Annotated in this window: 16 protein-coding genes and 3 pseudogenes; 1 reads left to right on the forward strand and 18 read right to left on the reverse strand. The window is 39.1% G+C overall.

The genetic code is table 11. From position 1 onward, the window contains the following. Nucleotides 1-68: 68 nt before the first annotated feature. The 15 genes and pseudogenes from OVN23_RS08850 to OVN23_RS08920 all read right to left on the reverse strand — a co-directional run bounded on the left by OVN23_RS08850 (nucleotide 69) and on the right by OVN23_RS08920 (nucleotide 14148). Nucleotides 69-2615: a M1 family metallopeptidase gene (locus OVN23_RS08850; RefSeq protein ID WP_173217612.1), complete on the reverse strand. Its 2547-nt coding sequence runs from the start codon at nucleotides 2613-2615 to the stop codon at nucleotides 69-71. A 122-nt stretch (nucleotides 2616-2737) separates the two neighbouring features. Beyond that, on the reverse strand, nucleotides 2738-3178 hold the full coding sequence (locus OVN23_RS08855) for an ASCH domain-containing protein (RefSeq protein ID WP_173217614.1): 441 nt from the start codon (nucleotides 3176-3178) through the stop codon (nucleotides 2738-2740). Beyond that, nucleotides 3153-3990, reverse strand: a pseudogene (locus OVN23_RS08860) (putative PEP-binding protein). Before OVN23_RS08860 ends, OVN23_RS08855 begins: the two are co-directional and overlap by 26 nt. A gap of 74 nt (nucleotides 3991-4064) precedes the next feature. After that, nucleotides 4065-4793: a GNAT family N-acetyltransferase gene (locus tag OVN23_RS08865; protein WP_267240982.1), complete on the reverse strand. Its 729-nt coding sequence runs from the start codon at nucleotides 4791-4793 to the stop codon at nucleotides 4065-4067. Between the two features lie 7 nt (nucleotides 4794-4800). After that, nucleotides 4801-5280, reverse strand: coding sequence for an NUDIX hydrolase (locus tag OVN23_RS08870; RefSeq protein ID WP_112443502.1), 480 nt, complete (start codon nucleotides 5278-5280; stop codon nucleotides 4801-4803). Between the two features lie 9 nt (nucleotides 5281-5289). Further along, nucleotides 5290-5988, reverse strand: coding sequence for a 3-oxoacyl-ACP reductase (locus OVN23_RS08875; protein WP_112443501.1), 699 nt, complete (start codon nucleotides 5986-5988; stop codon nucleotides 5290-5292). Further along, nucleotides 5981-6217, reverse strand: coding sequence for a DUF2829 domain-containing protein (locus OVN23_RS08880; protein ID WP_000141912.1), 237 nt, complete (start codon nucleotides 6215-6217; stop codon nucleotides 5981-5983). The genes OVN23_RS08875 and OVN23_RS08880 overlap by 8 nt, the downstream gene beginning before the upstream one ends. Nucleotides 6218-6316: 99 nt before the next feature. After that, complete coding sequence (locus OVN23_RS08885) at nucleotides 6317-7243, reverse strand: aldo/keto reductase (protein WP_112443500.1); 927 nt, start codon at nucleotides 7241-7243, stop codon at nucleotides 6317-6319. Nucleotides 7244-7317: 74 nt separating this feature from the next. Beyond that, the gene (locus OVN23_RS08890) at nucleotides 7318-8133 is read right to left on the reverse strand and encodes a hypothetical protein (RefSeq protein ID WP_112443499.1); all 816 of its coding nucleotides are present in this window, start codon (nucleotides 8131-8133) and stop codon (nucleotides 7318-7320) included. Nucleotides 8134-8136: 3 nt separating this feature from the next. Beyond that, the gene (locus OVN23_RS08895) at nucleotides 8137-8457 is read right to left on the reverse strand and encodes a PadR family transcriptional regulator (protein ID WP_112443498.1); all 321 of its coding nucleotides are present in this window, start codon (nucleotides 8455-8457) and stop codon (nucleotides 8137-8139) included. A gap of 96 nt (nucleotides 8458-8553) precedes the next feature. Further along, the gene (locus tag OVN23_RS08900) at nucleotides 8554-8826 is read right to left on the reverse strand and encodes a hypothetical protein (RefSeq protein ID WP_267240983.1); all 273 of its coding nucleotides are present in this window, start codon (nucleotides 8824-8826) and stop codon (nucleotides 8554-8556) included. A 49-nt stretch (nucleotides 8827-8875) separates the two neighbouring features. Next, complete coding sequence (gene metG, locus OVN23_RS08905; RefSeq protein ID WP_173217616.1) at nucleotides 8876-10873, reverse strand: methionine--tRNA ligase; 1998 nt, start codon at nucleotides 10871-10873, stop codon at nucleotides 8876-8878. A gap of 123 nt (nucleotides 10874-10996) precedes the next feature. Further along, nucleotides 10997-12256 carry an ABC transporter permease gene (locus tag OVN23_RS08910; protein WP_173217618.1) on the reverse strand — a complete coding sequence of 420 codons (1260 nt, stop codon included), beginning with the start codon at nucleotides 12254-12256 and terminating at the stop codon, nucleotides 10997-10999. 1 nt (nucleotide 12257) lies between these two features. Further along, a complete protein-coding gene (locus OVN23_RS08915) occupies nucleotides 12258-12959 on the reverse strand; it encodes an ABC transporter ATP-binding protein (protein WP_000811469.1) in 702 nt (233 codons plus the stop codon). Continuing rightward, the gene (locus tag OVN23_RS08920; RefSeq protein ID WP_267240986.1) at nucleotides 12943-14148 is read right to left on the reverse strand and encodes an efflux RND transporter periplasmic adaptor subunit; all 1206 of its coding nucleotides are present in this window, start codon (nucleotides 14146-14148) and stop codon (nucleotides 12943-12945) included. Before OVN23_RS08920 ends, OVN23_RS08915 begins: the two co-directional genes overlap by 17 nt. Before the next feature lie 288 nt (nucleotides 14149-14436). On the opposite strand from OVN23_RS08920, the gene gor reads away from it, so the two are divergent. Next, entirely contained in the window at nucleotides 14437-15783 is a 1347-nt protein-coding gene (gor, locus tag OVN23_RS08925; RefSeq protein WP_136937285.1) for a glutathione-disulfide reductase, read from the forward strand. 165 nt (nucleotides 15784-15948) lie between these two features. Here gor and OVN23_RS08930 read toward each other — a convergent pair. The 3 genes and pseudogenes from OVN23_RS08930 to OVN23_RS08940 form a co-directional block, all read right to left on the reverse strand. Beyond that, nucleotides 15949-16450: pseudogene (locus tag OVN23_RS08930) on the reverse strand (hypothetical protein). Next, nucleotides 16447-17070 (reverse strand): ATP-binding cassette domain-containing protein, encoded by a 624-nt coding sequence (locus tag OVN23_RS08935; RefSeq protein WP_000151028.1) that lies wholly within the window; start codon nucleotides 17068-17070, stop codon nucleotides 16447-16449. Before OVN23_RS08935 ends, OVN23_RS08930 begins: the two are co-directional and overlap by 4 nt. Further along, nucleotides 17067-18335 (reverse strand): annotated as a pseudogene (locus tag OVN23_RS08940) (ABC transporter permease); the annotation flags it as partial. The gene OVN23_RS08935 and the pseudogene OVN23_RS08940, both read right to left, overlap by 4 nt. Nucleotides 18336-18458: the final 123 nt, after the last annotated feature.

Raw genomic sequence — 18458 nt, forward strand, 5'->3', positions numbered from 1 at the left:
CCTTAAAAAAAACTCAACTCCCTCTCACTTTAAGAGAGAAAGTTGAGTTTTTATTATTTTACGAACGTTTAAGCTTTTCCATATTGAAGAACGACTGCTTCCACTGCAGCTTTTTCACGGTTAATCAAGTCAACACGCGCTGCAATTTCCTTGATTCCCATACCGATGTTACGGCTGAGAGCAAGATCAGAAAGTTGTGGCTCAAAGAATTCCTTGTATTCCACCAAGCGTTGCTGAGTCTTAAATACATGAGCAGGAAGGATAACAAAGCTATCAAAGCTCATATCTCCTCCAAGAGCTGCCTTAATCCAAGCCCAGTTTTCACGCGCCCAAGACCAAGCTGTTTCCTGAGTTGCTTGGTGAGCTAGGAATTGGTAATACCAAGCAGACAAGTCCTGCGGTTTCACCACAAATTTGTCCTTCCAAGCAGCAATCAAGGTTTGGATATTGTCCGCATCTTTACTATAGGCAAGAGCGGCTGCCAACTGACGTTTAAAGACAGCATCTGTTGCGTGCGTATAAGTATCAAGATAAAGTGCTAACAAGTCTTTGGTCTCATGATGTTTCATCTCATTGATCAGAACTTGTGAGCGAATGGCTGCTGGAAGTCCTGAAAGCTGATCCTTGTGAGCTTCGAAGATTTGGCTAGCGACTTGACTAGCTTCTGCATCATTTGATCGAATCATCATAGAAATAGCCAACTGACGAACCAATTCATCCTCATCTGATTCGCCATCTTTAGCTTCAAAACCAAGACGGTCATAATTATGACGAGCCAATTTAGCAACCAAGGCTTTGAAGGCTCTTTCAGCTTCTGTTCCTTCATCGATAAAGCGCTCAAGGGCAGAAATTACTTGAGAAACAGCTGAAACGACAAGGTAAGATTCTTCCTTAGCAAGCTTATCAAGAACTGGAAGCAAGTCAGCATAAGAAATGTGCCCTGCTTCAGCAAGCAAACGACGTTCTTGAACGATTTGCAGTTTACTTGTGTTATCAAGCTCAACTAGGTCAGCAAGAACAGCATCTAACAAGTCTCCTTGATAGTCTGTAATGTAGTGGGCTGTATTTTCAGTGTTGAGACGAAGTGCCGTTTTGTTTTCAGCAAGAAGAGCTGCGTAGCCAGGGATTTCGATACTTTCAGTTTCAAGTGTATCAGGCAAGCCTTTCCAGTTGCTATTGAGTGGCACAACCCAGAGACGGTTCTTGTCTTCATTCTTACCGATGAAGAATTGTTTTTGTGAAATCTTCAAAACATCATTTTCAACTTTGACAGTAAGAACTGGGTAACCAGGCTGTTCCAACCAAGAATCCATGAAGGCTGCGACATCACGGCCTGATGCTTGTCCAAGGGCATTCCAAAGGTCACGACCAATGGTGTTGCTGTATTGGTGTTTTTCAAAGTAAGCGTGCAAACCTTTAGCAAAATCAGCATCTCCTAGCCAACGGCGAAGCATGTGCATGAGACGGCTTCCTTTGGCATAGACGATAGCGCCATCAAAGAGCGTATTGATTTCATCTGGGTGTTTGACTTCGACGTGAACAGACTGAACACCATCAGTCGCGTCACGTTCAAGAGCAAGAGGTACTCCACCTGTTTGGAAATCTTCAAAGATATTCCAGCTTGGTTCAATAGCATCCACACAGACGTACTCCATCATGTTAGCAAAGCTTTCATTGAGCCAAAGGTCATCCCACCATTTCATAGTTACGAGGTTCCCAAACCATTGGTGAGCCAATTCATGGGCCACAACAAGGGCAACTTGTTGACGGCTAGCAAATGTAGAGTTCTCATCGACAACCAAGTAAACTTCACGGTAGGTCACAAGACCCCAGTTTTCCATAGCACCAGCCGAGAAGTCAGGAAGGGCGATGTGGAGAGATTGAGGGATTGGGTACTTAACTCCATAGTAATCTTCGTAAAACTCGATAGAGCGAACAGCGATGTCCAGTGAAAAATCAAGGTTAGATAGTGGGTGGGCTTTGGTTGAGTAAACACCAACAAGGGTACCGTTTTTAGTTTTAGCCGTTACACCTTGCAAATCACCCGCAACAAAGGCTAACAAGTAAGAAGACATACGAGGTGTTGTTTCAAACTTCCAGATACCTGTTTCCTCACGGTTTTCAACATCGATTTCTGGCATGTTAGACAAGGCCAATTCACCTTCTACTTGGTCAAAACGTAGAGAGAGGTCAAAAGTTGCTTTGGCTTCTGGCTCATCCACACATGGGAAGGCTTCGCGCGCAAAATGGCTCTCAAATTGAGTAGACAAGACTTCCTTCTTGACTCCATCAACTGTGTAATAAGAAGGGTAAATCCCTGTCATGTTGTCTGTGATTTTTCCTGAGAAAGCGATAACCACTTCAACTTGACCAGCCTCAGCCAATTCGATATGAAGGGCTTCATTGTCATGGTCAACAGTAAATGGGCGAGCTACCCCTGCAACTTCTACAGAAGCTATTTCCAAGTCTTTTTGATGAAGGGAAATGCGGTCACTCTGTGCTTGACCAGTGATGGTCACTTTCCCAGAAAAAGTCTTGGTCTCACGACTCAAGTCTAAAAATAAATCATAATGTTCAGGAACAAATTGCTTAATAAAATGTTCAACTGCTTGCATAGTTTTCTCCTATTCTAAGTTTAAGAGCTGCTGCTCTTCTTCAAACAAACTTATTATATCATGTTTTGTCTAAGAAAAAAGGATTGGACAGCGATTTCCAAAACTTTCTTCCGTCTAACAGTCTACAGAGGGTAGACCTTGCGAAATTCTTCTAAAACAACCTTGCTGTCAGGTGTAAAAGTCTGTCCTGCCTCCCTCATCCACTCGGTGAAAAAGTCCTCATGAACCTGACGCCAATAGGCTAAAGATTTGTCTCCCTCGCCTTCCTTGTAGGCATGGTCAGCAGAAACTTGATTAAAGGACTGAACGGAAACCTTTGTAATTTCGACAATGCAGACAGCCTGATTTTGACTGTCTAAAATGACATCAAATGTCCCTTCTTGCGGAAGGGGTTCATCTTCTAGTGCGTAGAGGTCGTAGGCTGAAGCTGTTGCCGTCTTTTCTCCTTCTAAAACCAAATCTGCCAAGAGATCGGCTTCCACTCCAAAAGCCCAAGCATCGATTTCATCTCCGATAGAAGGATTGATTTGTTTGTATTCATTCCACATTTCTCGCGGTGTCATGGGTTTCTCCTTTGTAATTTTTTACTTTCTTCTTTTACACGTTTGAGGTGGTCTGGATGGTCAATTTCTAAATCAAAAATCTCCGGAATAGAGCTGTAATGGAGAATGCATTCGATACCCATCTGATTCATTTTTTGTATGAAAGAAGTATTCAGATAGCCTGCTACAGCAAAATCAATCTTGTTCTTTCTTGCTTTATTCTGCATCTGTCTCAACATATCTAACATAATTGGATTTTCCATATCATGCCATTGACTGTTTCTCACAGTGGCAAAAATAAAAGAAGTCAAATCATTCATTCCAACTACAATCTTTAAAATGCCCGTTTCCATTATTCTGTCCAAGTCAAAATATGCTGACGGTAATTCAATCATCGTGGCAATTTTCCCAGTAAAGCCACGCCGACGCAATACTGTAATAGCTTGTTTTAATTGATCGGCATCATTGACAAAAGGAAAGATAACAGACAGATTGGGATTGATTTGATAAACTTCTGTAACGACATGTGCTTCAGCCTGAAATTCATCCAGACACGCCAGTAAACGCCTAGTCCCTCTATAACCAAACAAAGGATGGCGTTCATCAAAATACTCTTTAGTCCCCTTTAGACAATTAGCTTCTATATTCGTTAATTCAGAAAAACGATACCAAACTTCTTCATTTGAGTACAGGGAGCAGATAGTCTCTAGATAATCTTTTACAAATTGCTGACAACTGGGTAATAGGATGTTTTGATTAAGCTCTCTCAACAAGTATTCCCCACGAATCATTCCAATGTAGTGAAATAGTTGAGGATAAACTTTTTCAAGAATTTTTTCGCCACTAAGAGCAAGTTAATTTTGCATGTCCATTCACCTCATCTTAAAAGATATAATATCAGCTATCATTATATGACACTTTTCTCTAGTTCAAAAGCTACATAAGGTCCAATTAACTCATATCCTAAAAATTCTGCTACTTTTTTGGAAGCCTCGTTATGAGCATCCCAAAGTGGAAACATATCTCTATTTAAACTCTCTAGAATCATTGCAGCACCAAGCTTTTTAGCAAATCCATTTCCTTGTTCGTTTGGTCTAGTTGCAACTTCCACTTCAACTGCTTCACTGTAAACTAACCCTGAGGAAATCCCAGCAATCAGTTCATTATTTTTAAGAATCACAAAGCCAAATCCACCTTTTAAAACAAAATCCTGATAGGACTCAAAATCCCCCTGTAAATCCTGTGACCATTCTTCCGTAGAAAAGCAGTTATAAATATGATTATCAATAGGCACAATATTGTAGCCTTCCTCTAAATGAGTAACTAGATCATTTAGAAATTTGACTTGAAAATTTGCCTTATCTTTAAAAGAATAGCGAGTAAAAGAATTTAGCCCCACTTTCCGATGCAGAAAATCTTGCCAATTAGTATTTTCTGAAATAATAATCTTATAATCTAAACCATATTTTCTAACAAAATCTTCCCAAGATCTGGAATCCAACTCCCCTGCTAGGTATAGAAAATTCCCAACATCATAAAAGCTTGTTGCCCTATCATTGTTTCGGTAGACAGTTCCAATTTGAGATTTAAGACCATAGAGAACCATATTTTTCTTCCATGTTTTAAATAGTTCCATTATCCCCCTACTTCACCTTCCAATTCATGTAAGAAGTATTGCCCAGTTCTGTAAATCCTAATAATTCAGACTTAACCTTCAAGACTAATGGCGATGCATTTTCTTCTGTTATCTCTTGAATATCTATCCAAATATATCCAAGTGAATCGTTCGCACCATCAGACACAGCTTCCGAAATCGTAACTTGAGGTGCACTCTCATTCATTTCAACATCATACAAGGCCATGATATGGTGAACCATAAAATTTTTTAACTCTTCCCTGACGAAAACATCGTAGATTCGAGGATTAGAGTAGCTTCTAACAGTAAATCCCGTCTCTTCCATAACTTCTCTAGTCAGCGTTTCCGTCAGGCCTTCACCAAGTTGCTGACTGCCTCCAGGTAGGTCATACCGATGTTGATAAGGGCCTCTCGTTTTTTCAATGCAGAGTAACTTCCCATTTTCAAAGCAAACAGCGTAGACACCAAAGTGTCTTTTGATTTCCATCAGATCCTCCTACTTCAAAGACCAGCCACCATCTATTGTCAAAATTTGTCCTTGCATGGCGCTCGCTTTTCCACTTGCTAAGAAAAGACTAAGCTCTGCTACTTCCTCTGGTTCAATCCAGCGTTTGATTGGTGTTTCACTAGCAACCCAGGTAGCCAATCCACCTGGCTCAAAGTCCGCAGCAGTCATAGCTGTCTTGACTGCTCCTGGAGCGATACCAAATACCTGAATCCCGGTTTCAGCATAGTCTAGAGCCAACTGCTTGGTAAAGCCTGCCAAGGCGTGCTTCGAAGAAGTATAGGCGTGTCCACCGCCACCTGCTAGGCTCGAAGCAATGGAGCACATATTGATAATGGTACCTTTTTTATTCTCCAGCATTTGTGTCAAGTAATAGCGAGTCAACTCAACAGGAGTCATATAGTTGATTTCAAAAATCTCTTGAATTTCCTGCGCTGATTGTTCCAATAGGGGTTTATAAGCATCCAACACTCCAGCAGTATTGCACAAAATATCTACCTGAGGGCACCAGTCAAAAATAGGCTCCAAGTCCAAGGTCAAATCTCTCTGTAAAAAGTGAAAATCACCCTCTAAGAGTGGATTTTCACCTTGGTCAACTCCATAAACTTGATAGCCCTTCTCTAACAAGAGTCGAGCTTGAGCCAGACCAATCCCTGAACTCACTCCTGTAATGAGTACACGTTTAGTCATGCGCTTCTACCCAATCCGTCGCCAAAACATCACAAGGTGTCGGACTCCACATGGAAAAACCTTCTCCCTCCCCAGAAACGTTGATTAGGAAATAAGGTGTCACTTCAAGTGCAACCCCATTTTGCTCGATAGTGTCAAAAAGTTGGACATAGTTTTCAGCACCTCCCCAACCAGTTCGTACATATTTTTTCTTAGCCTTTAACCCAGGTAGAATTTCTTCAAATGTCATGTTTTTCTCCTTTAAAATCAATAATTCTTCCCTTCATTATAACAAAAAAACCGCTTTGCAACGGCTTTTTGACTGTGATTTATTTACATCTGCTTCTACTTACGGCAAATTATTCCCTGCTGCAAGATAAATTTCATACCATTCTTTTCTTGTTAAGCTAAAGTTTGCCGCTTGGCTAACTTCTCTCAAGTGATTAGGATTTGCGGTACCTACGACTGCCTGCATTTTTGCTGGATAACGCAATATCCAAGAAATGGCAATAGTTGAAGAGGTTACTCCATATTTAATAGCTAAACGATCAAGTACTTGATTTAAAGCTTGAAATTTCTCATTTCCAACAAAATTCCCTTTAAAATACCCAAATTGTAAGACAGACCATGCTTGAATGACCACATCGTGTAATTGGCAATATTCAAAAATGCTGCCATCTCGCATAGCTGCTTGACTATCTTCCATATTAACATGAAAACCTGATTCAAATCCTGGAGTAAAAGCCGCACTCAATTGTAGCTGATTAACAGCTAACGGCTGCTTGACATCTTTTTTAAGCAACTCCATCATCATAGGATTTTGATTAGAAACTCCAAAATCTCGAACCTTACCTTGTTTATAAAGAAGATCAAAGGCTTCTGCTACTTGGTCAGATTCCATCAAAGCATCTGGTCGATGAAGAAGCAAGCTGTCCAGATGATCAATCTTCAATCTTTGCAAAATACCGTCTACTGATTTTATAATATAGTCCTTAGAAAAATCAAAATAGGTAAATTCTTCTATGCGAATGCCACATTTGGACTGAATCCACATCTTTTCTCTTAAATCTGGACGATTTTTTAGGACAAGACCTAACAGTTCTTCACAACGACCACGACCATATATATCAGCCAAGTCGAAAGCATTGATTCCAACAGAAAGTGCTGTTTCTACAAGCTCTTCAACTTCTTTTACAGACTTATCTTTTATTCTCATCATTCCGAGAACAATTTCTGATAATTCTTTGTCATCTTGACCAAGAGTTATGTATCTCATCAAATTTTTCTCCTTTAATTTCTAACATTCTTCCCTTCATTATAACAAAAAACCGCTTTGCAACGGCTTTTTGACTATATTTCACTCCATTTTATCTTCTTAAACCCACGGAACAAGAGAAAAATGCCAATAAAAAGAACAGCTAAAGGAATGAATTTTGTAAGGAAAACATTTGAAATGCCCATCCACGCATAATAACGGAGCAGAGAGCCTACAATAAGATGGGCAACAATCATACTGACAAAGGGACGAAAGACCGCTTCTTTCCAATTCCAAATACTGATGACTAGAGAAAGTGTAAAGACAAGGAAACTATCCCAGGGAGCAGGAAGATAAAATGCTCCTTCTTGTATGAAACTTCCTATTCCTACATATCCCAGAACAACTAGAAGGACAAGAATCCCAACGACAATATAAGTGCCAATTTTCATTTTAGAAGAATCTTGGACTAAACTCCATCGTAAGATTGTGGCTACAAGCCAAAATCCAATCAAAAAAAGAAGAAGTTGCCCTAAAAATGTGAGCAAATTGACTGTTAAGAGAGGACCTTTAGAAAAATCACTTAGTAGTTGATAATAACGTAATATCGCTAGGACAAAAATTGGTGTTAAAAGGGACTCCTTGATAGAACTGCGTGGTGCTTCCTTGAGAATCTCTTTCATTATTTTTTTAGGATTCTTACCTAAATAATCCTCTGCACTCATGCCATCTCGTTCTGCTTCTGAGAAATCTAACATCATCAAATAAACCTGCTCTCTGAGATAGTCTTCATCATAGAGAAATCCAGCAAGATTAAAACTATCCCACAGTTCCTCAAAATACTGCTGATTGTCCTCAGAAAATTCATGTAGCAAAGCGCTTGTTTCTTCGTAATACTTCATTTTCTTCATGATTTAATCCCCATTCTTAATTCCTTCTACTTTTTGACTCAAATCATCCCATTGTTGCCAAAAGACTGAGACACGCTCTTCTCCTTCTTTCGTTAATGAAAAATACTTCCGATCTGGACCATCTGGCGACGGGCGCATGTCGCCTCTTATCCATTGATTTTTTTCTAACTTTTGCAACAAAGGATAAATAGTTCCTGGAACGATAGTATCAAATCCAGCCTCTCGCAAAGTCTGAACCAACTCATAACCATATCGCTCTTTTTGACCTATCATATCCAAGACACAACCTTCAAGAACACCTTTTAATAGTTGAGTTTCTTTCATCCCTTCCCCCTTCTATCTATTTTGTAATACTTACTAGTAGCTTCATCTATAATATACCACTTCACACTAGTTTGTAAAGCATAATAGTTGATACTCTTAGAAAATCTCTTCAAACCACGTCAGCGTCGTCTTACCGTAGATATGGTTACTGACTTCGTCAGTTCTATCCACAACCTCAAAACAGTGTTTTGAGCTGACTTCGTCAGTTCTATCCACAACCTCAAAACAGTGTTTTGAGCTGACTTCGTCAGTTCTATCCACAACCTCAAAACAGTGTTTTGAGCTGACTTCGTCAGTTCTATCTACAACCTCAAAGCAGTGCTTTGAGAAACCTGCGGCTAGCTTCCTAGTTTGCTCTTTGATTTTCATTGAGTGTACATAAAAAAACAGAACTAGCATGAACTAGTCCTGTCTACTTTTACCCAATCACACTTCCGTTTGGTACAGCTGGATCAACTGTGAGAAGGGTTAATTTTCCATCATATTCAGCTGAGAGGATCATCCCTTGACTGACATATTTCTTCATCATTTTACGAGGTTTGAGGTTAGCAACGATTTGAACTTTCTTACCAACCAATTCTTGTTCATTTGGATAGTATTTTGCAATTCCTGAGAGGATTTGACGATCTTCTCCATCACCAGCATCCAAGCGGAATTGAAGCAACTTATCTGAACCTTCTACTTTAGACACTTCTTTGACTTCTGCGACACGGATTTCAACCTTGTCAAAGTCTTCAAAATTGATTTCTTCCTTGTTTAGTTTGAGTTCAACTTCGTCTGGATTCCATTCTTTCTCGACTGCTGGTTTGTTACCTTCCATTTGTTCCTTGATATAGGCGATTTCTTCTTCCATATCCAGACGTGGGAAGATTGGTGTTCCCTTAGCAACTACAGTCACACCCGCAGGGAAGTCAGCCAAGCTCAAGTTCTCAAGGCTCGCTACTTCATCCAAACCAAGTTGAGTCAAGACTGCACGACTGGCTTCCATCATAAATGGCTCAATCAAGTGAGCAACGACACGAAGGCTGGCTGCCAAGTGACTCATGACACTTGCCAATTGATCGCGGAGTGCTTCATCCTTTGCCAGTACCCATGGAGCTGTCTCGTCGATGTATTTGTTAGTACGAGAGATCAGGGTCCAGACTGCTTCAAGTGCACGTGGGTAGTCAACTGCTTCCATGTGTGTATGGTAGTCAGCAATTGATTGTTCTGCAACCTCAGCAAGAGCATTATCAAACTCTGTTACACCCTCTACATAGGCAGGAATTTGTCCATCAAAGTACTTGTTAATCATAGAAACCGTACGATTGAGGAGGTTGCCAAGGTCATTGGCCAATTCGTAGTTGATACGGCCTACATAGTCTTCCGGAGTGAAGGTTCCGTCTGAACCAACTGGAAGACTGCGCATGAGGTAGTAACGAAGTGGATCTAGTCCATAACGCTCTACCAACATTTCAGGGTAAACGACATTCCCTTTAGATTTAGACATTTTACCATCTTTCATGACAAACCAACCATGGGCAATCAAACGATCAGGTAATTTAACATCCAACATCATAAGAAGGATTGGCCAGTAGATGGAGTGGAAACGAAGGATGTCTTTTCCTACCATGTGGAAGACTGTTCCATTCCAGAACTTGTCAAAGTTACTATGTTCGTCTTGACCGTAGCCAAGAGCTGTCGCATAGTTAAGAAGGGCATCAATCCAAACATAGACAACGTGCTTAGGATTTGATGGGACTGGCACACCCCATGTAAAGGTTGTACGAGAAACTGCCAAATCCTCTAAACCTGGCTCGATGAAGTTGCGAAGCATTTCATTCAGACGACCATCTGGAGTGATAAATTCAGGATGGGACTTGAAAAATTCGACCAAACGATCTTGGTATTTGCTGAGGCGAAGGAAGTATGATTCTTCAGATACCCATTCAACCTCGTGACCTGATGGAGCAATACCACCAGTTACATTTCCAGCTTCATCACGGAATACTTCCGCAAGCTGGCTTTCTGTAAAGAATTCTTCATCTGATACTGAATACCAGCCAGAGTATTCACCCAAATAGATGTCATCTTGAGCAAGCAAGCGCTCAAAGACCTGTGCGACAACTTTTTCATGGTAGTCATCCGTTGTACGGATAAATTTATCGTATGAGATATCTAGTAATTGCCAGAGTTCTTTAACTCCAACTGCCATTCCATCAACATAGGCTTGTGGTGTAATGCCAGCTTCTTCTGCTTTTTGTTGAATCTTTTGACCATGTTCATCAAGACCTGTCAAATAAAAGACATCGTAGCCCATCAGGCGTTTATAACGTGCTAGGACATCACAAGCAATGGTTGTGTAGGCAGAACCGATATGAAGCTTACCAGATGGATAGTAAATCGGCGTTGTAATATAAAAATTCTTTTCAGACATAATTTTTCCTTTCCAGGCAAATGAAACCTGTTTTTCTAACACTTCATTATATCACATTTTTAAGGATTTTCGATAGGGAAATCTATACAAAAACAAGATAGACGAGTGTCCATCTTGTTTATTTTATTCATAACGAAGGGCTTCGATTGGGTCAAGTTTCGATGCCTTGTTGGCTGGCAAGACCCCAAAAACTATACCCACGCTAGCCGAAACTGCAAGACTAAATAGGGCAACTGGGATCGATACTCCCACTTCTATACCCGCAATCAAACCTTGCAGTAACAAACCTGCTAAGGCAGTTAAACCACTTGCAATTGTCAAGCCAATTAATCCACCTAACAAGGTCAAAATCATGGATTCAATCAAAAACTGGATTAAAATATTAGCACGAGTTGCACCCAAAGCCTTACGGAGACCAATTTCACGGGTACGCTCTGTCACCGAAACCAGCATGATATTCATAACACCAGTTCCTCCAACAAAGAGAGAAATACCTGCAATGGCACTAATAATCGTCGTCATAAAACTAAACGTTTGTTGAACTTCTGCAAATGCAGCTGACTCATCTGATACTTGATATTCTCCCTGTTGCAAGCCAGCAAGCTCTGTCATTTTTCGTGCCAGTTCTGGACCCAGAGTTTGAGTCAAGCTTGTGTCATTCACTCGAAAGACAATATTAGCTATTTCATCTACATTAAAATTCGCAGCAAGGGAGATATTTGTGGTAATAGGTAAGCCACCAAAACCATATATTTTTGAATTTTTAGATTCTGGGCTAGTATAAACACCAATGACTCGATAACTAAAATCATTAACTTCTACAACCTTGTTAATAGCCTCTTGAGGAGATCCAAATAGACTAATGGATAATTCTTCATCAAGCAAAATGACACTTGCAAATTCTTTGAAATCTTGTTCTCTCAAACTACGTCCTGCAATAATTTCATTCTTAACAGCCTCCATATAAGTTCTGTTTCCACCTGTCAAATTGGCATTTTCAACCTTTTTATCTTTATAAGTCAAAATGGCGTTCGTTGAGTTGGTTACATAGTAATTATCCACTCCCTTCAGTTTGGCTGCCTCCTTGACCCAAGATTCTTGCGGTTTTGGTGGTTCAACATGAACTTCCTCTTCTTTTCCAGAAACCGTAAAAGCTGATTGTTTCTGAGTAAAAGACCCATCTTTACTTTTTTTAGAAGAGAAAAAGACACTAATATTCTTCTGAGATTTGGTCATATCTTTGTTGAGTTGACGAGATAGGGAGTCACCTAGAGCCATAATCACAACAACTGATGAAACACCGATAATAATCCCAATCATGGTAAGCAAAGAACGCATCTTGTGAGCCATAATAGATGAAAAGGCAAATTTCAGATTCTGCATCTTAGTTTTCCTCCTTTTCTAACTGAGCACTATCAGACGAAATGACTCCATCTCGAATGACAATCTGGCGTTTAGCATAAGCAGCTATTTCAGGTTCATGCGTTACCATGATAATGGTTTTTCCTTCTTTGTTCAAGTCAACCAATAGTTGCATAATTTGATTCCCTGTTTTAGTATCCAAGGCTCCTGTCGGTTCATCCGCTAGGATGATAGAAGGATTGTTTACCAAGGCACGCGCGATAGCCACACGTTGCTTTTGACCACCAGATAATTCAGAGGGCAAATGGTGACTACGTTCTGTCAATTCAACCTTATCTAGATATTCCTCAGCTAACTTGCGCCGTTTTGAAGCCGAAACTCCCGCGTAAATCAAGGGTAATTCTACATTTTGCAGAGCATTGAGTTTAGACAGAAGAAAGAACTGCTGAAAGACAAAACCGATTTGTTGGTTGCGAACCTTAGCTAGTTGTTTTTCACCCAATCCAGCCACTTCTTGACCTTCAAGATAATACTCTCCACTACTTGGTGTATCCAACATGCCAATCGTATTCATGAGAGTAGACTTACCAGAACCAGATGGTCCCATAATGGCAACAAACTCACCCTCATTCACTTCTAGGTTGATATTTTTGAGAACCTGCAGTTCTTGGTCACCGTTACGGTAGCTTCTGCAGATATTTTTTAGACTAATTAGTTGCTTCATCAGCCTTCACCTCTTTTCCTTCCTCTAGAGAAGACGTTGGGTTACTGATGACCTTGACTCCATTTGTCAGACCTGAAGTGATTTCTTGGTTGTCTGCATCAGCATTGCCCAAACCAACTTCCACTTTCTTGGCCTTTTTCTGCTCGTCAAGCACCCAGACATAGTTCTTATCATTTTCAGTCACAACACTTGTTAGAGGAACCAGAATAGCTTTACTCTTATTCTTGACCTCAACACTTACTGAGAATCCTTGTTTCAAATCACCGATTTCACTTGTAACATCGATGGTATATGGATATTTAGAGCCAGAATTACCGCCTGCTGCTACAGCTGTACTTGCTGCTTCGCCATTGTTTTTAGGGTAATCAGAGATATAGCTAATCTTACCAGTCCAGCTCTTATCTTGGTAAACTTTAGAAGTAAAGGTTACTTCTTGACCTACAGATAGGTTGGCGAGGTTATATTCAGACAGTTCTCCCTTAACTTGCAAGTTTTCATTACTTACGACATGAACGACTACTTGGCTAGCTCCTGTTGGAGATTTAGAAACATTGTGGTTGACTTCGACCACAGTTCCCTCTAGGGTACTGAGAACCGTCATTGCATCTAACTGACTTTGAGCCTTACTTAATTGTGCTGCTGCATCTGCACGAGCATCACGGGCATCACCCAACTGAGCGTCAATAGAAGCAACAGAATTTCCAGCCACTGGAGTTGGGCTTTGCACCGTTGCATCTTCTCCTCCTGCTGGCGCAGAGGTTTGAGGAGCCGGAGCTGAAGCGGCTTCATTTCGTGCTTGATTGAGTTCATTGATATGACGATCTGCCTTCGCAACTGCTCGACTCGCTGAATCATAGGCCGCCTGGGCTTCTGAACTACTGTACTTAACTAAAGCCTGCCCTTCACTGACCTTATCACCCACAGAAACAAGGATTTCATCTAAATCTCCCTTACTAGCATCAAAATAAACATATTGTTCATTTTTTGCTGTTACTGTCCCTGACAATAAAACCGACGAAGCAACAGTTCCCTCTTTTGCCACTACTAGATGTGGTATTTCATCCTTAACATCGGTTTGCGAGGGTTGTCTAAAGAGTAAAATCCCCCCGGCACCCAATACAACTACACTGGCAGCACCGATTGCTGCATACAATTGCCACTTTTTAGCTTTACCATTCTTTTTCATAATGAAACTCCTTTTTGATTTAAAGTTCTTAACAATATTATACAAAAATTATCAATTTGAAACAATAACATTTTAGAACGAAATAATGACATTTCAGGATTTAATTATTGTTCGGAATTTTTGTTTAGTTATTGTACTAGATATATAATGCACTTTATTTTTCCTTTTTGCAAGCCTTTTCTTTAAATTTTTTGAACGTAGCAGATTTTTGCAATCAAATTAAAAAAAAGATAGAATATGACTATCAAAAAATGACACTCTACTATTTAAAAGAGTACAAAGGAGTTTTCAATGAGAGAATACGATATCATTGCTATCGGTGGAGGTAGCGGAGGGATTGCTACCATGAACCGTGCTGGTGAACACGGAGCCAAAGCGGCCGTTATTGAGGAAAAGAAACTAGGTGGAACCTGTGTCAATGTCGGCTGTGTTCCTAAAAAAATCATGTGGTACGGGGCGCAAATCGCTGAGACTTTCCATCAATTTGGAGAAGACTACGGCTTTAAGACTACTGATCTTAACTTTGACTTTGCAACCCTACGTCGCAATCGTGAAGCCTACATTGATCGCGCTCGTTCTTCTTATGATGGCAGTTTTAAACGCAACGGCGTGGACTTGATTGAAGGTCATGCTGAATTTGTAGATTCTCATACTGTTAGCGTAAATGGTGAACTGATTCGTGCTAAACATATTGTGATTGCTACTGGTGCCCATCCAAGTATTCCAAACATTCCTGGTGCTGAACTAGGTGGCTCTTCTGATGATGTATTTGCCTGGGAAGAATTGCCAGAATCAGTTGCCATTCTAGGCGCTGGTTATATTGCCGTTGAATTGGCTGGCGTACTCCACACTTTTGGTGTCAAGACAGATCTCTTTGTTCGCCGCGATCGTCCTTTACGTGGTTTTGATTCTTACATCGTTGAAGGTTTGGTCAAGGAAATGGAAAGAACAAACTTACCACTTCACACTCACAAAGTCCCTGTTAAGTTAGAAAAAACTGCTGAAGGCATTACCATTCATTTCGAAGATGGTACTAGTCACACAGCTAGCCAAGTTATCTGGGCTACAGGCCGCCGTCCAAACGTTAAGGGCTTGCAACTTGAAAAAGCTGGAGTAACTTTGAACGAACGTGGCTTTATACAAGTGGATGAATACCAAAATACTGTTGTTGAGGGAATCTACGCTCTAGGTGATGTAACAGGTGAAAAGGAACTGACTCCAGTAGCTATCAAGGCTGGGCGTACCCTATCTGAACGTCTCTTTAACGGAAAAACAACTGCAAAAATGGACTACTCAACTATTCCAACTGTTGTCTTTTCACACCCTGCTATCGGAACGGTTGGTTTGACAGAAGAACAAGCTATTAAAGAATACGGTCAAGACCAAATCAAGGTTTACAAATCAAGCTTTACTTCTATGTACTCTGCTTGCACTTGCAACCGTCAAGAAACTCGTTTCAAATTGATCACAGCTGGTTCAGAAGAAAAAGTTGTCGGACTTCATGGAATTGGCTACGGCGTTGATGAAATGATTCAAGGATTTGCTGTTGCTATCAAAATGGGAGCAACCAAGGCAGACTTTGATGCAACCGTAGCGATTCACCCAACTGCATCTGAAGAATTTGTAACCATGCGTTAATCGGAATAAAAGAAGCAGAGCAAAAAACACTTCTAAATACCAAAAAGCGAGTATTTCCGTAGTTGGAGATACTCGTTTTCTTATGTCTTATTTTATAGTATGTTGAAATAAGATATGCAAAAATCAATTAACAAACCATAGCAAAATACAAGGATTATAATACAATCATTTATTCTTTTCTTTAAAAGATTCATATATTTTTTTATATAACTCTTTTATATCTTTTTTCTGAGAATTCAACTCTTCTTTACCGTAGTCAAAGTTTGCTACTACAAATCCCCTCGTCAGCATCAGAAAAAGTAAAAAATTCTATTTCAATTAGTTTATTATGCTTAGAGTCCTCTATAGTGTCTCCTAAATCATTATTGAATTTCTTCACTTCTTCTTCACGAACTCCGAACCCCGTAGCAGCTCCATTTGCAATGATGTTTGAAAATACTTCTTCAGAAGACTCTGCTTCTTTCACAATTATGAAGTATATAGCCTCTTCCGTTTCTACTTGTCTCACTTTATTCCATTTTTCTGTATCACTAGAAGAAAGCGTATAGACTGTTAACTCTACCGTTGGCTTATTGATATTTTCTTTTGTAATCATTTGTTTTCCAAAAAAGAAGAAGGCAAGTAACCCAGCTACAAAGATCAAAGCAATATAAATTATCTTTTTCATACATTATACCCTATATCTTTCATGTCAATTATCACATCAACTTCGTTATAGACAGCTGGATCATGCGTCGCTATTATAACATATTTGTCTTCATCTTTTTCATTTAATAACAAACGAATGATTTCTTTTCCAATCTCACCATCTAAAGCTCCTGTGGGCTCATCTGCTAAAATAATTTTACGTGGTTTCATTAACATTCTGGCAATAGCTACACGTTGAGCCTGCCCACCAGACAATTCGTATATTTTTTGATGTAAATAGTCACTTGACAGTCCTACTTTTTCAAGTACGTCAGTTATTGTTTTTTTGTCTTTAGTGATAAGGCTCAGATTATCATATACTGTTTTGTTATCTATTAAAGAATAATTCTGAAATACATATCCAACAGTATTTTTAAAAAAAGTTCTTTCTTTTATCTTCCAAATATCTTGTTTATCAACTAAAACATTCCCACTGTCAATTTTTTCTAATCTTCCTATAATATTAAGAAGGGTACTTTTACCGGAGCCAGAACCTCCAATCAATGCATAGCTTTTTCCAGATTCAAATATTAAATTTAAGTCTGTAAAGATCTTCTTTGAGCCGAAACTCTTTGAAACGTTCAAAAGGTCAATTGTCATGATTCATCTCCTTTTAAAATTTTAGTGTAGCTTTCAGATAATTTCCTAAAACTCATTATGATTGACAACATCAAAACTAGCAGAGAAGCCGCTCCAATATATAACAACTCTATTTGCCCTGTCATAAGAAATGTAAATAGAATAACCATTGTAATAGTCATCATAAAATATTTGAGACTTGAAATTGCTATATATGTTTTTGACAGACCCAAAATGATTTTTTTCACATATTCATTCTGTTTTAGAGTAATAAAAAGTTGGACATATTGATAAATGAGTATAAAGACAATACTGTAAATTATCTTCTGCAAGATTTGTGATAGTAGAATTTGGTGCTCTAAGGATTGGATCTTTAATTTCACAATTTGGTAAACATCTACTGGATTCATTGAGAAATTCAACAGGACAGTCATCTCATTTATTTTTTTTACCGCTTCAGGACTAAAAAGAGATTTATATAGTATGTTACTAGCCAAAGAAAACTTATTATTTTCCATCATTTTGTCTGTATCTAACACAACAACAATGTTATCTTTGCTATCTGCTACACTTGCCATTGGTAAAATATCTTTATTTTTATGATCGATATCAGCATCCTCATTGAAATAAAAAATTTTATTACCATCAGGAATTATTTGTACTGCAAGCTCTTCTTTTGTATAGTTTGTTCCAATAAATTGTTCTGCTACAACTGTATTCTCAATAGATTTCTGATTTTCTTTCCATTTTTCAGGAATATAGATGGTTGCTATCTTATTATCTAAAAGATGATAGTTTGTTCCATTCACTTTATTTTGTAAGTTAGCACCTGTTTGATTGATATAAATCAACTCTTTATTTATTTCTGGATTCGTTATCCCGTCATTTTCTAATTGTTTAGAAAAATTTTCTATAACATGTGAAGTTTTCATGAAATCTGGAACATATGCCGAAGATCGTTCTATATATAAAAAATCTAAGTTTTTTAAGGCAGCAACTATCTGTATATACTTACCATCTGAATCACTAAGTTCTCCATTTTTAGCAGAGTTACTTTCAATTCCAAGGAATTCAATCCTTCTCCAGTCTTTTACTGTGTCCCATGGTACTAAATTCTGTATCTGTATGTTAATACTAGATTGACTACTCTTTGTTTCTTGTAAAAAAATTCCTGAGACAAGGATGATAAGCGAAATAATAGCAAGCCATACGACAAAAATAAGCTTGTTTTTTGCCTTGTTTTTAATAATTTCAATGGGTTTTTCAACCTGAATCGTCAACCAAAATCATAACCACCCGTCAAACGGGTGGTTTGTCTCAGGGCTATAAGCCCAAATTACCAGCCAGCGCCTAAAGACGCTGGCTTTCACTTTGTTCAAGCCTCATTGCTCTTGACTCGTCACTTGCCT

It is taken from the genome of Streptococcus sp. Marseille-Q6488, from assembly GCF_946902925.1.
In the GTDB taxonomy this organism is placed as follows: domain Bacteria; phylum Bacillota; class Bacilli; order Lactobacillales; family Streptococcaceae; genus Streptococcus.

Bases quoted from the DNA above. Each gene is read 5' to 3' on its own strand.
- OVN23_RS08850 (WP_173217612.1), bottom strand. From the start codon at position 2,615: ATGCAAGCAGTTGAACATTTTATTAAGCAATTTGTTCCTGAACATTAT.
- OVN23_RS08855 (WP_173217614.1), bottom strand. From the start codon at position 3,178: ATGACACCGCGAGAAATGTGGAATGAATACAAACAAATCAATCCTTCT.
- OVN23_RS08865 (WP_267240982.1), bottom strand. From the start codon at position 4,793: ATGGAACTATTTAAAACATGGAAGAAAAATATGGTTCTCTATGGTCTT.
- OVN23_RS08870 (WP_112443502.1), bottom strand. From the start codon at position 5,280: ATGGAAATCAAAAGACACTTTGGTGTCTACGCTGTTTGCTTTGAAAAT.
- OVN23_RS08875 (WP_112443501.1), bottom strand. From the start codon at position 5,988: ATGACTAAACGTGTACTCATTACAGGAGTGAGTTCAGGGATTGGTCTG.
- OVN23_RS08880 (WP_000141912.1), bottom strand. From the start codon at position 6,217: ATGACATTTGAAGAAATTCTACCTGGGTTAAAGGCTAAGAAAAAATAT.
- OVN23_RS08885 (WP_112443500.1), bottom strand. From the start codon at position 7,243: ATGAGATACATAACTCTTGGTCAAGATGACAAAGAATTATCAGAAATT.
- OVN23_RS08890 (WP_112443499.1), bottom strand. From the start codon at position 8,133: ATGAAGAAAATGAAGTATTACGAAGAAACAAGCGCTTTGCTACATGAA.
- OVN23_RS08895 (WP_112443498.1), bottom strand. From the start codon at position 8,457: ATGAAAGAAACTCAACTATTAAAAGGTGTTCTTGAAGGTTGTGTCTTG.
- OVN23_RS08900 (WP_267240983.1), bottom strand. From the start codon at position 8,826: ATGAAAATCAAAGAGCAAACTAGGAAGCTAGCCGCAGGTTTCTCAAAG.
- metG (WP_173217616.1), bottom strand. From the start codon at position 10,873: ATGTCTGAAAAGAATTTTTATATTACAACGCCGATTTACTATCCATCT.
- OVN23_RS08910 (WP_173217618.1), bottom strand. From the start codon at position 12,256: ATGCAGAATCTGAAATTTGCCTTTTCATCTATTATGGCTCACAAGATG.
- OVN23_RS08915 (WP_000811469.1), bottom strand. From the start codon at position 12,959: ATGAAGCAACTAATTAGTCTAAAAAATATCTGCAGAAGCTACCGTAAC.
- gor (WP_136937285.1), top strand. From the start codon at position 14,437: ATGAGAGAATACGATATCATTGCTATCGGTGGAGGTAGCGGAGGGATT.
- OVN23_RS08935 (WP_000151028.1), bottom strand. From the start codon at position 17,070: ATGACAATTGACCTTTTGAACGTTTCAAAGAGTTTCGGCTCAAAGAAG.